Origin of the sequence: Streptomyces sp. NPDC059900, from assembly GCF_050270335.1 — a bacterium.
Classification (GTDB): domain Bacteria; phylum Actinomycetota; class Actinomycetes; order Streptomycetales; family Streptomycetaceae; genus Streptomyces.
This window is the reverse complement of the sequence record NZ_JBNNJZ010000201.1, coordinates 1-13,519: the sequence shown is the minus strand read 5'-3', so window position 1 is coordinate 13,519 and position 13,519 is coordinate 1. Positions and strand designations below refer to the sequence as shown.

At 68.8% G+C, this 13,519-nt stretch carries 13 protein-coding genes; 3 read left to right on the top strand and 10 right to left on the bottom strand.

The genetic code is table 11. The annotated features are described in order from the left end of the window. The first annotated feature begins 229 nt into the window (after window positions 1–229). The gene (locus tag ACQKIP_RS24205) at window positions 230–850 is read left to right on the top strand and encodes a DUF47 domain-containing protein (RefSeq protein ID WP_135330927.1); all 621 of its coding nucleotides are present in this window, start codon (window positions 230–232) and stop codon (window positions 848–850) included. A 9-nt stretch (window positions 851–859) separates the two neighbouring features. Beyond that, the gene (locus ACQKIP_RS24200) at window positions 860–1,858 is read left to right on the top strand and encodes an inorganic phosphate transporter (RefSeq protein ID WP_361200936.1); all 999 of its coding nucleotides are present in this window, start codon (window positions 860–862) and stop codon (window positions 1,856–1,858) included. A 137-nt stretch (window positions 1,859–1,995) separates the two neighbouring features. Here ACQKIP_RS24200 and pstB read toward each other — a convergent pair whose 3' ends face one another. The 10 genes from pstB to ACQKIP_RS24150 form a co-directional block, all read right to left on the bottom strand. Beyond that, window positions 1,996–2,772, bottom strand: a complete 777-nt coding sequence (pstB, locus tag ACQKIP_RS24195; RefSeq protein WP_365860207.1) for a phosphate ABC transporter ATP-binding protein PstB — start codon at window positions 2,770–2,772, stop codon at window positions 1,996–1,998. 52 nt (window positions 2,773–2,824) lie between these two features. Next, the gene (pstA, locus tag ACQKIP_RS24190; protein ID WP_365860208.1) at window positions 2,825–3,880 is read right to left on the bottom strand and encodes a phosphate ABC transporter permease PstA; all 1,056 of its coding nucleotides are present in this window, start codon (window positions 3,878–3,880) and stop codon (window positions 2,825–2,827) included. Next, entirely contained in the window at window positions 3,877–4,899 is a 1,023-nt protein-coding gene (gene pstC / locus ACQKIP_RS24185; RefSeq protein ID WP_365860209.1) for a phosphate ABC transporter permease subunit PstC, read from the bottom strand. Before pstC ends, pstA begins: the two co-directional genes overlap by 4 nt. A gap of 117 nt (window positions 4,900–5,016) precedes the next feature. Beyond that, window positions 5,017–6,147: a phosphate ABC transporter substrate-binding protein PstS gene (pstS, locus tag ACQKIP_RS24180; protein WP_365860210.1), complete on the bottom strand. Its 1,131-nt coding sequence runs from the start codon at window positions 6,145–6,147 to the stop codon at window positions 5,017–5,019. 248 nt (window positions 6,148–6,395) lie between these two features. Then, complete coding sequence (locus tag ACQKIP_RS24175) at window positions 6,396–6,818, bottom strand: NUDIX hydrolase (protein WP_365860211.1); 423 nt, start codon at window positions 6,816–6,818, stop codon at window positions 6,396–6,398. Continuing rightward, the gene (locus ACQKIP_RS24170) at window positions 6,815–7,945 is read right to left on the bottom strand and encodes a CHAD domain-containing protein (protein ID WP_365860212.1); all 1,131 of its coding nucleotides are present in this window, start codon (window positions 7,943–7,945) and stop codon (window positions 6,815–6,817) included. The genes ACQKIP_RS24175 and ACQKIP_RS24170 overlap by 4 nt, the downstream gene beginning before the upstream one ends. Beyond that, window positions 7,926–10,172, bottom strand: coding sequence for an RNA degradosome polyphosphate kinase (locus ACQKIP_RS24165; RefSeq protein ID WP_365860213.1), 2,247 nt, complete (start codon window positions 10,170–10,172; stop codon window positions 7,926–7,928). The genes ACQKIP_RS24170 and ACQKIP_RS24165 overlap by 20 nt, the downstream gene beginning before the upstream one ends. A 224-nt stretch (window positions 10,173–10,396) precedes the next feature. Continuing rightward, window positions 10,397–11,368 (bottom strand): ABC transporter permease, encoded by a 972-nt coding sequence (locus tag ACQKIP_RS24160; protein ID WP_365860214.1) that lies wholly within the window; start codon window positions 11,366–11,368, stop codon window positions 10,397–10,399. Then, window positions 11,365–12,267, bottom strand: a complete 903-nt coding sequence (locus tag ACQKIP_RS24155; protein ID WP_365860215.1) for an ABC transporter ATP-binding protein — start codon at window positions 12,265–12,267, stop codon at window positions 11,365–11,367. Before ACQKIP_RS24155 ends, ACQKIP_RS24160 begins: the two co-directional genes overlap by 4 nt. After that, window positions 12,264–12,689, bottom strand: coding sequence for a GntR family transcriptional regulator (locus ACQKIP_RS24150; RefSeq protein WP_365860216.1), 426 nt, complete (start codon window positions 12,687–12,689; stop codon window positions 12,264–12,266). Before ACQKIP_RS24150 ends, ACQKIP_RS24155 begins: the two co-directional genes overlap by 4 nt. Before the next feature lie 143 nt (window positions 12,690–12,832). Between ACQKIP_RS24150 and ACQKIP_RS24145 the strand changes: the two genes are divergently transcribed. Further along, a complete protein-coding gene (locus ACQKIP_RS24145) occupies window positions 12,833–13,411 on the top strand; it encodes an LppU/SCO3897 family protein (protein WP_365860217.1) in 579 nt (192 codons plus the stop codon). Window positions 13,412–13,519: the final 108 nt, after the last annotated feature.

Below are 13,519 nucleotides of genomic sequence, written 5' to 3'. Positions count from 1 at the left end.
TGCTTGGAAAGTCACTCTGCTGGGCAGTCACTAGGAAAGCCACGGGCTCGACCGGCTTCCTGCATCCCTGGCTTCCTATACCCCAGGTGGGTATAGGATACTCGATTGCTCGGGGGGCGTGCTGATCACTGTGCCTGATGGGCGACACTGGGGTCTGGCCGGTTAGCCGTGGCCGGATGATGCGCCTAGCATCAGCCTGACCGAATCCAAAGCACCCCGAGGACCCCACGTGCGCTTTCGTCTGACCCCCAGGGAGACGAGCTTCTACGACATGTTCGCCGCATCCGCGGACAACATTGTCACGGGCTCGAAGCTCCTGATGGAACTGCTCGGGGCCGATGCCTCCGCCCGAGCCGAGATCGCAGAGCGTATGCGGGCAGCGGAGCACGCTGGAGACGACGCGACACATGCGATCTTCCACCAGCTGAACTCCTCCTTCATCACGCCGTTCGACCGCGAGGACATCTACAACCTGGCCTCGTCCCTCGACGACATCATGGACTTCATGGAGGAGGCCGTCGACCTGGTCGTCCTTTATCAGGTCGAAGAACTCCCCAAGGGTGTCGAGCAGCAGATCGAGGTCCTGTCGCGAGCCGCCGAGCTCACGGCGGAGGCCATGCCGAATCTGCGGACGATGGACAACCTCACCGAGTTCTGGATCGAGGTCAACCGTCTGGAGAACCAGGCCGACCAGATCCACCGCAAGCTCCTCGCCCAGCTCTTCAACGGCAAGTACGACGCCATAGAGGTCCTGAAGCTCAAGCAGATCGTCGACGTGCTTGAAGAGGCGGCCGACGCGTTCGAGCACGTCGCGAACACGGTGGAGACCATCGCGGTCAAGGAGTCCTGAGGCCTCTCCATGGACACCTTTGCTTTGATCGTGACCATTGGCGTCGCGCTCGGATTTACGTACACGAATGGCTTTCACGACTCTGCGAACGCCATCGCCACTTCCGTCTCCACGCGTGCGCTGACGCCTCGCGCGGCTCTCGCGATGGCCGCCGTCATGAACCTCGCCGGCGCCTTCATGGGCAGCGGGGTCGCCAAGACGGTCAGTAAGGGTCTGATCGAGACGCCCGAAGGCAACAAGGGAATGTGGATCCTCTTTGCCGCCCTGGTGGGCGCCATCGTCTGGAACCTCATCACCTGGTACTTCGGGCTGCCTTCCTCCTCCTCCCACGCGCTTTTCGGTGGAATGGTCGGAGCCGCGCTCGCCGGTGGAATCGGGGTGATCTGGTCCGGAGTCCTCGACAAGGTCGTGATTCCGATGTTCCTTTCGCCCGTGGTCGGTCTGGTCGCCGGTTATCTGGTGATGTGCGCGATCATGTGGATGTTCCGGAAGTCCAACCCGCACAAGGCCAAGCGCGGGTTCCGTATCGCGCAGACGGTGTCCGCGGCCGGAATGGCGCTGGGACACGGCCTTCAGGACGCCCAGAAGACCATGGGCATCGTGGTGATGGCCCTGGTCATCTCCGACGTGCAGGACGCCGACGCGCCGATTCCGATCTGGGTCAAGATCGCCTGTGCGCTCATGCTCTCCGCCGGTACGTACGCGGGCGGCTGGCGCATCATGCGGACGCTCGGCCGCAAGATCATCGAGCTTGACCCGCCGCAGGGATTCGCCGCCGAGACCACCGGCGCGGGCATCATGTTCACCACCGCGTTCATGTTCCACGCGCCGATCTCGACCACGCACGTGATCACTTCCGCGATCATGGGTGTGGGCGCCACCAAGCGGGTCAACGCGGTGCGCTGGGGTGTCGCCAAGAACATCATTCTGGGGTGGTTCATCACGATGCCGGCCGCTGCCATTGTCGCCGCGGTCAGTTTCTGGATCGTGAATCTCGCGTTCCTCTAGGAATACGCGGGACAAAGAAAAGCGCAACGGAAAGGCCCGCCCCCCGGGAGCCAGGGGGCGGGCCTTTCTTTGTTGCCCCTGCGGTGGCACCGCCATGCAGCACCGCGGGGAGTGGGTGGGCTTTACCCGAGTGGGCTTTATCCGAAGCGGCCCGAGATGTAGTCCTCGGTGGCCTGCACGGACGGGTTGGAGAAGATGCGCTCCGTCTCGTCGATCTCGACGAGCTTGCCGGGCTGGCCGACCGCCGCGAGGTTGAAGAAGGCCGTACGGTCCGAGACGCGCGCCGCCTGCTGCATGTTGTGCGTCACGATGACGATCGTGAAGCGCTCCTTGAGCTCGCCGATCAGGTCCTCGATGGCGAGCGTCGAGATCGGGTCGAGGGCCGAGCAGGGCTCGTCCATGAGCAGGACCTGGGGCTCGACCGCGATGGCACGGGCGATGCACAGACGCTGCTGCTGGCCGCCGGAGAGGCCGGAGCCGGGCTTGTTCAGGCGGTCCTTGACCTCGTTCCAGAGGTTGGCGCCCTTGAGGGACTTCTCGACGATCGAGTTCAGTTCGCTCTTCTTGTACGAGCCGTTGAGCCGCAGGCCCGCGGCCACGTTGTCGAAGATCGACATCGTGGGGAAGGGGTTGGGGCGCTGGAAGACCATGCCGATCGTGCGGCGCACGTTGACCGGGTCGACGCCGGAACCGTAGAGGTCCTCGTCGTCCAGGAGCACCTTGCCCTCCACGCGGCCGCCGGTGGTGACCTCGTGCATGCGGTTGAGGGTGCGCAGGAAGGTGGACTTGCCGCAGCCGGAGGGGCCGATGAAGGCGGTCACGGAGCGGGGTTCCACGGTCATCGAGATGTCCTCGATGGCCTTGTGGGAGCCGTAGAAGGCGGTCAGGCCCGATACGTCGATTCGCTTGGCCATGGGGATCACTGCTTCTTTCGAGGGGGTACGAGAGGGTCGCTGAGTGGCCGCGTCAGCGGCCCGTCTTGGGGGCCTTCCAGCGGGCTACGCCGCGGGCCGCCAGGTTGAGGATCATGATGAAGCCGATGAGGGCCAGGGCCGCCGCCCAGGCGCGGTCGTAACCGGCCTGGTTGCCCGCCGCGTACTGCTGGTAGATGTACAGCGGCAGCGAGGCCTGCGAGCCTTCGAACGGGTTCGTGTTGATCATGGGGTTCACCCAGACCAGGAGCAGCACCGGCGCGGTCTCGCCCGCGATACGGGCGACCGCGAGCATGACGCCGGTCGTGATGCCGCCGATCGCGGTGGGCAGGACCACCTTCAGGATCGTCCGCCACTTCGGGATGCCCAGGGCCAGTGAGGCCTCGCGCAGTTCGTTCGGGACGAGCTTGAGCATCTCCTCCGTGGAGCGCACGACCACCGGCATCATCAGGATGGCGAGCGCCATGGCGCCGGCCCAGCCGGAGAAGTCGAAGCCCAGGATGAGGATCCAGAAGCTGAGGACGAACAGGCCCGCGACGATCGAGGGGATGCCGGTCATGACGTCCACGAAGAACGTGACGACCTTGGCGAGCTTCCCGCGCCCGTACTCGACGAGGTAGATCGCGGTGAGCAGGCCGATCGGCACGGCGATCAGGGAGGCCAGGAGCACCTGCTCCAGGGTGCCGAGGATCGCGTGGTAGATGCCGCCGCCGGGCTCGTCGTCGGCGATCACGCCCATGGAGTGGGTGAGGAAGTAGCCGTTGAAGACGGTGGAGCCGCGCTCGATGGTCTCGTAGATCAGCGAGGCCAGCGGGACGACCGCCAGCAGGAACATGACCCACACCAGCGAGGTGGCGAGGCGGTCCTTGGCCTGGCGCTTGCCCTCGACGGCCACCGCGGTGACGTACGAGGCGACGATGTAGAGGAGGGCCGCGATCAGGCCCCACTGGATACGGCTGTGCAGGTCCGCGCCCACGCCGATGGCGATGGCGATCGCGGCGGAGCCGAGGGCGACGACGGCCGGCGTCCAGCGCGGGAGCCGGGCACCCCGCAGGGTCGACGGCTGCTTGGCGATGGTCGTGGCGCTCATGCGTTGGCCCCCGAGTACTCCTTGCGGCGCGCGATGATCAGGCGGGCCGCGCCGTTGACCAGCAGGGTGATGATGAAGAGGACCAGGCCGGAGGCGATGAGCGCGTCACGGCCGTACTCGGTGGCCTCGTTGAACTTGCTGGCGATGTTCTGCGCGAAGGTGCCGCCGCCGAAGTCGAGCACGGAAGCGTTGATCACGAAGCTCGGGGAGAGCACGGTGGCGACGGCGATGGTCTCGCCGAGCGCGCGGCCCAGGCCCAGCATCGAGGCGGAGATGACGCCGGAGCGGGCGAAGGGGAGCACCGACATGCGGATGGTCTCCCAGCGCGTGGCGCCGAGCGCGAGCGCGGCCTCCTCGTGCATCTTCGGGACCTGGAGGAAGACCTCGCGGCTGACGTTCGTGATGATCGGAAGGATCATGATGGCGAGCAGGATGCCGACGGTCATCAGGGAGCGCGGGGCGCCGCCCTGGTACGAGAAGATCCCGGTCCAGCCGAAGTAGTCGTCGAGCCAGCTGTAGAGGCCGGTGAGGTTCGGGGCGACCACGAGGGCGCCCCAGAGGCCGTAGACGATCGAGGGCACGGCCGCGAGCAGGTCGATCACGAAGGCGATCGGCGTTGCCAGCTTGCGCGGCGCGTAGTGCGAGATGAACAGCGCGATGCCGATGGCGACGGGAACGGCGATCGCGAGGGCGATGACCGAGCTCACCACGGTGCCGAAGACCAGGACCGCGATGCCGAAGAACGGCTTGCCGCCGGTGGTCGTACCGGCCGGGTCCCACTCGAAGGTGGTGAGGAAGTTGCCCGTGTTCTCGGAGAGCGCGAGGGCCGCCCGGTACGTCAGGAAGGCCGCGATGGCGGCCATGATGACCAGGAGGGCGATGCCCGAGCCGCGCGAGAGACCGAGGAAGATCCGGTCACCGGGGCGGGTGGCGCCGCGGGCGGCACGCTTGGGCGTGACCGGCGACGGCTTGACGTCGTGGAGTGGCGGAGGCGAGGTCGTACTACTTGGTATATCCATGGGATTCTCCGGTCTGCGGAGCCGATCACCGCTTGTTCGGCGGGAGTTGCTCCTGGCGGCGGTGCACCGGACGGTGCGGCCGGCCCTGGTTCGCGGGGCCGGCCGCACTCGGTTCAGCTAGCTCAGGGCCGCGACGGTCGTGCGGACCTTGGCGATGATCTCGGCCGGGATCGGCGCGTAGTCGTTCTCCTTGAGGACGTTCTGGCCGTCCTCGCTGGCGATGTAGGTCAGGAAGGACTTGGTCGCGGCGAGGGTCTCGGCCTTGTTGCCCTTCTCGCAGAGGACCTCGTACGTCACCAGGGTGATCGGGTAGGCGCCCTCGGCGGTGGGCTTGTAGTTCAGCTCCAGGGCGAGGTCGTTGCCCTTGCCGACGACCTTGGCCTCGGAGATCGCCTTGGAGGCGTTGTCGACGGTGGCCTTCACCGGCTCCTTGGCGTCGGTCTTCAGGTCTACCGTGCTGATGCCCTCGGAGGCGTAGGAGAGCTCGAAGTACGAGATGGCGCCCTCGGTCTGCTTGACCTGGCCCGCGACACCGGAGGAGCCGTTGGCGGACTGGCCGCCCTTGGCCTCCCAGGACTTGCTGGGCTCGTGCGACCAGGCGGAGGGAGCGGCGCCCTTGAGGTACTTGGTGAAGTTGTCCGTCGTGCCGGACTCGTCCGAGCGGTGGAACGCCTGGATCTTGGTGCTCGGGAGCTTGGCGTCGGGGTTCAGCTTCTCGATGGCCTTGTCGTCCCAGGTCTTGATCTTGTCGTCGAAGATCTTGGCGAGGGTCTCGGCGTCCAGGACGAGGTTGTCCACGCCGGGCACGTTGTAGCCGACGGCGATCGGGCCGCCGACCATCGGCAGGTCGATGGCCTGGCTGTCCTTGCAGACCTTCTTCGACGCCGCGATCTCCTCGGGCTTCAGCGCCGAGTCGGAGCCCGCGAAGGCGGTCTGGCCCTGCATGAACGCGGTGATGCCGGCGCCGGAACCCGTCGGGTTGTAGTTCAGCTGAACGTCCTTGCAGGCGGTCGAGTAGACCTTGCGCCAGGCGTCGATGGCGTTCTTCTGCGCGGACGAACCGGAGGCGGCGAGCTGGCCCTTGGCGTCGTCGCACTTGATGTTGGCGTTGGCGGCGCTCTCCTTGCCGGAGCCGCCGCTGCCGCCGCTCGTGTCGTCGGAGCCGCACGCCGTGAGGGCCAGGGCGCCGGAGACGGCGATGGCGCCGAGGGAGAGGGCGCGGAGCCGGTTCTTGCGCTGAAGCTTCACTTTCGGGTTTTCCTTCCGGGAGCCGCCGGCTCGTTGCTGGCGGCGTGCGAGGTCTTCGTCGTACGAGGTCCTGCTGTTGTCCTGCGGTCCTGCGTTCTGCTGTCCTGCGGGTTCTGCGGTCTTACGTTGTGTTTGTACGGCTGAAATTAGGCAGGGCAGGTGAAGCGGCCGATGGGCAGGAGTGAACGGCGGGTGAACCTCGGCGGTCGGCCTGGTTAGGCCCCGCACCACGGAACGTAGTTGACCCGCTACGCCGGGTTGAGTATCCCCAGCAGGGCGTCGACGAGCTGCTGGTCACGGGGTTGCGTGAGTCGGTTGCGGGCCGCGGCCGGGGAGAGCCAGATGATCCGGTCGACTTCGCTGTTGGGCGTGAAGTGACCGCCCGTCGCCTCCGCCGCCCAGTAGCTGACCTCTTTGGGGCGGCCCTGGGCCTGGTAGCGGACCGTGGGGAGCCGGGCGCCGGGGGCGCAGAGGTGCCCGGTCTCCTCCTCGACCTCGCGCAGGGCGCCGGACAGGGCGGCCTCGGTGCGCTTCAGCTTGCCCTTGGGGTGCGACCAGTCGTCGTACTTCGGCCGGTGGACCAGGCAGATCTCCAGCTCCCCGTCGTAGGGGGAGTGGCGCCACAGGACGCAGCCCGCGGCCCGGACGACCTCGCCGTCGGCGTACGTCATGGGGTGCTCACCGCTTCCGTCTCGCGGAGCCAGGCCTGGTGGAACGTGAAGCGGGCCGCTTCCACCTCGTGACGCTGGTCGGCGTGCAGGACGCCGAGGGCGTACGCCGTCGCCGGGGCGATGCGGGGGGTGCGGGCGGCCGATGCGGCGGCTGATGCTGCGTCCGCGGCGTCGCGGTGGCGGTCGAGGGCGTGGCTCGCCTCCGCCAGGCGCGGGTCGTCGTCCGGGCTTCCGATGAGGACTTCCCTGGCGTACCTGTGCAGGCGCAGGAGGGCGCGGGTCTGGAGCCAGGGGGCGTCCTGTGCCTCGGGGGCGGCGTCCGTGTCGGAGGCGAGGCCGTGCGTCAGCGCTTCCGCGTTGTACGGGTGGCCCGCCTGGCCGAGCGGGAGCGCGGCGACGGCTTCCGCCAGCTCCTCCTCGGCCCTGGCCGCGAGCGGCTTCAGGTCCTCGAAGGCCCTGGCCAGCGGGACCTCGCTGGCCAGTACGGCGACGTTGTCCGCGACCGCGTGGAAGCGGGAGGAGCCGAAGGCTTGCAGCGCGGCGGAGTGGGCCCGCGTGCGGGCGAGGGTGAGCTGGCGCTCCAGCAGGGCTGCTGCCTTGGCTGCGCCCACCGTCAGACCCCTGGGAGTGCTGCCCTGGTCATCCGCACCCCGCGGTGTGGGCTGTGCCCACCCGTTCCGCCCTGCGGAACGCCTGCCCACAGCGGCAGGGGCGGGCTGTGCTCCGGCGGCCGTTTTGCCCACAGCGGCAGCGGAAGCCACGTCGGCCGTCACCGGTGCCGGTACCTGCGGTGTGCCCGAGAGGCGGTGCAGGGCGTCCAGGAGGCGGTCCAGGCGGGCCGCGTACGCGTGTTCGCGGGCCAGGGTGCCGCAGAGCCAGGCGAGTTCGGGCCGCAGCCCCGCCGCCCACTCCTGGTCGAGGAGCGGGCGGAACGTGTGCAGGGTGCCGCCGATGCGGCGGGCCGCGCGGCGCAGGGCGCGGGCCGCCTCCAGGGAGTCCTCCGCGCCCTGCGCGTCGGTCGTCGACTCGCGGTGCAGCCTCAGCGAGCGCAGGAACTCCGTTGCCTGGCCCTGAAGATAGGCCGACAGGACGTCGCCCGTGGTCGTCTCATGGTTTAGCTGTGCCACGCCGGCGCCTCCGGGCGTCTATGAGCGTCTCCTGTACGTTCCGCAGGGGCTGGCCCTCCGGATCCAGTGCGTGCCGGGTCCAGTTGCCGTCCGCGCCCAGGTGCCAGGAGGCGGTGGTGTCCGACATGCCGGTCTCCAGGAGCCGGTTGAGGGTCGCCCGGTGCGCCGGGTCGGTGACCCTGACCAGTGCCTCGATACGGCGGTCGAGGTTGCGGTGCATCATGTCGGCGCTGCCGATCCACACCTCGGGCTCGCCCGCGTTGCCGAAGGCGAAGACGCGGGAGTGTTCGAGGAAGCGGCCGAGCACGGAACGGACCCGGATCGTCTCCGAGAGCCCCGCGACACCGGGCCGCACCGCACAGATCCCGCGCACCCACACGTCCACCGGCACGCCCGCCTGCGACGCGCGGTAGAGCGAGTCCACGACCGCTTCGTCGACCATCGAGTTGCACTTGATGCGTACGTAGGCCGGGCGGCCCGCGCGGTGGTGCTGGATCTCCTTCTCGATGCGGGAGACGAGCCCGTCGCGCAGGGACTTGGGGGCCACGAGGAGACGGCGGTAGGTCTCGCGGCGCGAGTAGCCGGAGAGCCGGTTGAAGAGGTCGGACAGGTCGGCGCCCACCTCCTGCTTGGCGGTGAGCAGCCCCAGGTCCTCGTAGAGCCGTGCCGTCTTGGGGTGGTAGTTGCCCGTGCCCACGTGCGAGTAGCGGACCAGGGTGTCGCCCTCCTGGCGGACCACGAGCGACAGCTTGCAGTGCGTCTTCAGGCCGACGAGGCCGTAGACGACATGGCAGCCCGCCTCCTCCAGCTTCCGGGCCCACTTGATGTTCGCCTGCTCGTCGAAGCGCGCCTTGATCTCGACCAGTACGAGCACCTGCTTGCCCGACTCGGCGGCGTCGATCAGCGCGTCGACTATCGGGGAGTCGCCCGAGGTCCGGTACAGCGTCTGCTTGATCGCAAGGACGTTCGGGTCGGCCGCGGCCTGCTCCAGGAAGGCCTGCACGGACGTGGAGAACGAGTCGTACGGGTGGTGCAGAAGTACGTCGCGTTCGCGAAGGGCCGCGAAGATGTCCGGGGCGGAAGCGGACTCCACCTCGGCCAGGTCGCGGTGCGTGCCCGCGATGAACTTCGGGTACTTCAGCTCGGGCCGGTCGAGGGACGCGATGCCGAAGAGCCCGGTCAGATCGAGCGGGCCCGGCAGCGGATAGACCTCGGCCTCGCTTATCTTCAGCTCGCGCACGAGCAGGTCGAGGACGTTCCGGTCGATGGACTCCTCGACCTCAAGGCGCACGGGCGGCCCGAAACGGCGCCGCATGAGCTCCTTCTCCAGAGCCTGGAGCAGGTTCTCGGCGTCGTCCTCCTCCACCTCCAGATCCTCGTTCCGGGTCAGCCGGAACATGTGGTGCTCCTGGATCTCCATGCCGGGGAACAGCTCCGCGAGGTGCGCGGGAGCGGCGATGACGTCCTCGATGGGGACGTAGCGCTGGGGGGAGGCCTCAAGGAAGCGGGAGAGCAGCGGCGGAACCTTCACGCGTGCAAAGTGGGTGTGTCCCGACACCGGGTTGCGCACGACCACGGCGAGGTTGAGCGAGAGCCCCGAGATGTACGGGAAGGGGTGCGCCGGGTCGACCGCGAGGGGGGTCAGGACGGGGAAGATCTGCTGCCGGAAGAGCGTGAAGAGGCGGGACTGCTCCTTCTCGGTCAGCTCGTTCCAGCGGACCAGGTGGATGCCCTCGTCGGCGAGGCCGGGGGCGACGTCCTCCTGGTAGCAGGCGGCGTGCCGGGCCATGAGCTCGCGGGAACGGTTCCAGATCAGCTCCAGGACCTCGCGGGGCTGGAGACCTGAGGCCGAACGGGTGGCGACGCCGGTCGCGATGCGCCGCTTCAGGCCCGCCACCCGGACCATGAAGAACTCGTCCAGGTTCGAGGCGAAGATCGCCAGGAAATTAGCCCGTTCGAGGAGGGGGGTGTTCGGGTCCTCTGCGAGCTCCAGAACGCGCTCGTTGAAGGCCAGCCAGCTGCGCTCCCGGTCCAGGAACCGGCCCTGCGGCAGTTCCTGCCCGTCGTGCCCCACCTGGCCGTCCTCGTCGTACGCGTCGAGGTCGGCGTCGATGTCGGGGTCGAGGTCGGAGACCGCGGCGGACAGCGTGTGCGGGCGGTGAGCGGCGATGGAGCCTACGGAGGGCTGGGCGTGCTGGACCTGACCTTGCGTGCTGGGCTGGCTCATGGACCCATTCTTCCGCGCCGGGACACCGATAGGCGCGTCGGAGGATGCCGGGGTGAGATGAAGCTTCCCGTTCATGGGGAGAGGGTCGGGCACGGCGGGCTGCATTGAGCGAGGATCGCAAGGCAGTCTGAATCGCCGGTTACGGCGACATGACGTGCGGGACATGTGCCGGGGTCCCCCGGACGTCTACACGTCCGGGGGGTTGTTCTTCACGGGCCGGGGCTTCAGGCCGTACGGCGCCTGAGCACGCGGAACGCGGCGTAGGCGGCCGCGGCGGTGAGGGCGAGGACGATACCCGTCTCTATCAACTGGACGTACCAGAAGTGGGAGTAGGGGTGGTAGTCGGCGTACCAGCCGGTGATCTTGGTGTCGGAGGGGCAGGGGAAGTGGGCCATCTGCTCCGGCGAGCACTGCCCGGCCACGAACCGTTCACCGGCGGCATTGTGGACCCCCATGTCCATGATGAGCGAGGACAGGGGGAGGTCATGCATCGTGTAGCTCGTGCTCGTGCCAGAGGCGGGCCCGGAGATCGTCTGCACCGGGAACAGCTCCCACCGCACACTGCCCATGCCCAGCAGTACGAGGCCGGTGACGAGGCCCCCGGCGGCAAGGGCCACCAGCGTGCGACGCACCAGCAGGCCGACCAGTGCGCCGACCGTGACGCCGAGCAGGCAGTACGCGACGAGGGCCGGGCCGATGGACTCGTAGACGCCGCGATCGGCCCAGACCAGATCCGACATGCCCTCGTAGCCGGTCCGGCCGATCCAGAAGATCGCCATCAGGCCGAGCCCGCCGGCCACGCTCAGCACCGCGAACACCGTCAGCTTCGAGAGCAGCCAGCGCGCGGGCGACTGCGACTGGGTCCAGGCGAGCCGGTGGGTGCCCGCCTCCATCTCGCGTCCGATGACCGGGCCCGCGACGAAGGCGCCTATCAGGACGGGGATCAGGAGCATCCCCGTGGAGTAGTTCTGGAGGAACTCGTAGAACAGGTCCCGGGCGCTGGCGAAGCCGAGGAACGTCTCGCAGGAGCCGTCGGAGGTGCAGGCGCCGGTGGGCTCGGGGTAGGCGTAGACCGCCCAGCGGAGATAGCCGGTCACCACGGCCGCGAGTACGACCAGGCCGAGCCCCGCCCACAGCGTGCCGCGGTGCAGCCGGACGTCCGCCCAGCGCGTTCCGCGCAGGAGAGGGGCACTCATGCCGTCACCTCGCGCCCGGTACGAACCATGGTGCTCGGCGTGAGGAGCGCCGGGGCTTCGGGTGAACGCAGGTGGGCCAGCAACAGTTCCTCCAGGGACGGCTCTTCGACGTCCCAGCCTTCGCCGACCGGGCCCTCGGGCCGTATCAGCGCGGCCAGGCCGCGGCCGGTGGCGCGGGATTCGACGACGGTGTGCGGGGCGAGGTCCTCGACGGGGCGGCGCCCGGTGACCAGGGCGTGCGCGCCGACGAGGTCGTCGATACCGCCGCCGAGCCGCACCCGCCCGCCGGATACGAGCAGCAAGTGGTCGCACGATTCGGCCAGTTCGCCGACGATGTGCGAGGACATCACCACGGTGGTGCCGTGCTCGGCGGCCTCCGCCATCAGCGTCCCCATCAGCTGGTGCCGGGCCAGCGGGTCGAGGTCGGCCATCGGTTCGTCCAGGAGAAGAAGTTCGGCCCGCTTGCCCAGCGCGAGGGCGAGCGCGACGCGGGTGCGCTGACCCCCGGAGAGCGTGCGCACGCGCAGCGACGGGTCCAAGTCACCCTCGCGTACGACACGTTCGGCAAGGTCCGTGTCCCAGCGGCCGGGGTTCAGCTCGGCGCCGAGCCGCAGGGTGTCGGCGATGCTGAGCTGCGGATACAGGGGCTTGTCCTGGGCGACGTACGCGATGTGTTCGCGCGCGGTGGCCGGGTCGGTGCCGAGGACCGTGAGCGCGCCCCCGGTCGGCCTCAGGAGCCCGGCCGCGAGGGCGAGCAGGGTCGACTTGCCCGCGCCGTTGGGCCCGACGACCGCGCAGATCCGTCCGGCGGGCAGCCGGAAGGAGCAGTCGCGCAGGGCATGGCCCCGCCGCCCGTAACTCATGGCAAGCGCGGCCGCCTCGATGGCGGTGTCGGTCATGCGGAATCCCCCTTGGCTGCATGCTCTGGCTCTGACTCTGGTTCTGATCCGGTGAACTGCTCTTCGAGTACGGCGCTGAACAGCGCCGCGACGTCGTCCCTCTCCATGCCGGAGGCGCGGGCGCGGGCGGCCCACTGGCTCAGCTCGCCCCGCAGCGGAGAGTCGGTGGGCGTGGAGCCCAGTGACTTCCGTACGAAGGTGCCGAGGCCGCGGCGGGCCTCGACCAGGCCCTCGCGTTCCAGCTCGCGGTAGGCCTTCAGGACCGTGTTCGGGTTGATGGCCGTCGCCTCGACGACCTCACGGGCCGTGGGCAGCTTGTCGCCCGGCTCCAGCAGGCCCAGGCGCAGGGCCTGTTGGGTCTGCTGGACGATCTGGAGGTAGGTGGCGACGCCGCTGCGCCGGTCGATACGGAACTCGACCATGCCCTTGCACCACCCTTTCACTAATTGAGTAGTGAAAGGGTGGTGCAAGGGGGCGGTTCCGTCAAGGGGCGGCCTGTCTTGTAACGTCTGCCGCTCAGCATTGACGTGAACACGTATGGAAAGTCGGGGGACTTGCCTTGTCCATGCCTCCGCCGCCCCACGGCGGCTACCAGCAGCCACAGCAGCCCTACGGCCAGCCGCCGTACCAGGGCCAGCCGCCGTACCAGGGCCAGCCGCAGTACCAGGGCCAGCCGCAGTACCAGGGGCCGCCGCCCCAGTACGGCCAGCAGCCGCAGCAGCCGTACGGCCAGCAGCAGTTCGCACCCCAGCAGCCCCAGCCGCCTCAGCAGCCCCAGCGCCCGCGCGGCGGCGGTGGCGGCGGTTCGTTCAACCGGCAGTCACCGCTGATGAAGGTGGTGGTCCTGCTCATCGCCGGTGTCATCGCGGGCGTCTGGTGGTACACCAGCCGCGGCAACACCACGGGCCCCGGCAGCGAGGCCGCCAAAGCGCCGGCGGCCGCCGAGATCGGTGACTGCGTGCAGAACAAGGGGTCCACGAGCAGCCCGGACATGGAGAAGGTCGACTGCTCCGGTGCCACGGCCGAGTACAAGGTCACGAGCAAGTACGAAGCCGAGTGCGAGCCGGGCGAGTCCCGCTACGAGCAGACCCGGCGCGGCCGGGTGCAGTACAGCATGTGCCTGAAGCCGCTCGACCCCAAGTAGGGGAAGGCAGGCAGGCAGGAGCAGAGGAAGGGCGCGGGGGGGCCCGGGGGGCCCCCCGCCCCGCCGGGGTGGTATACAAAAATACGAGCCCCCCCGCCAGGTTGACCG

What these genes read in the sequence shown, in the direction of transcription:
- ACQKIP_RS24165 (WP_365860213.1), bottom strand. Translation starts at nt 10,172, where the DNA reads ATGAGCCAGCCCAGCACGCAAGGTCAGGTCCAGCACGCCCAGCCCTCC.
- ACQKIP_RS24155 (WP_365860215.1), bottom strand. Translation starts at nt 12,267, where the DNA reads ATGACCGACACCGCCATCGAGGCGGCCGCGCTTGCCATGAGTTACGGG.
- ACQKIP_RS24200 (WP_361200936.1), top strand. Translation starts at nt 860, where the DNA reads ATGGACACCTTTGCTTTGATCGTGACCATTGGCGTCGCGCTCGGATTT.
- ACQKIP_RS24160 (WP_365860214.1), bottom strand. Translation starts at nt 11,368, where the DNA reads ATGAGTGCCCCTCTCCTGCGCGGAACGCGCTGGGCGGACGTCCGGCTG.
- ACQKIP_RS24150 (WP_365860216.1), bottom strand. Translation starts at nt 12,689, where the DNA reads ATGGTCGAGTTCCGTATCGACCGGCGCAGCGGCGTCGCCACCTACCTC.
- pstA (WP_365860208.1), bottom strand. Translation starts at nt 3,880, where the DNA reads ATGAGCGCCACGACCATCGCCAAGCAGCCGTCGACCCTGCGGGGTGCC.
- pstB (WP_365860207.1), bottom strand. Translation starts at nt 2,772, where the DNA reads ATGGCCAAGCGAATCGACGTATCGGGCCTGACCGCCTTCTACGGCTCC.
- pstC (WP_365860209.1), bottom strand. Translation starts at nt 4,899, where the DNA reads ATGGATATACCAAGTAGTACGACCTCGCCTCCGCCACTCCACGACGTC.
- ACQKIP_RS24145 (WP_365860217.1), top strand. Translation starts at nt 12,833, where the DNA reads ATGCCTCCGCCGCCCCACGGCGGCTACCAGCAGCCACAGCAGCCCTAC.
- ACQKIP_RS24175 (WP_365860211.1), bottom strand. Translation starts at nt 6,818, where the DNA reads ATGACGTACGCCGACGGCGAGGTCGTCCGGGCCGCGGGCTGCGTCCTG.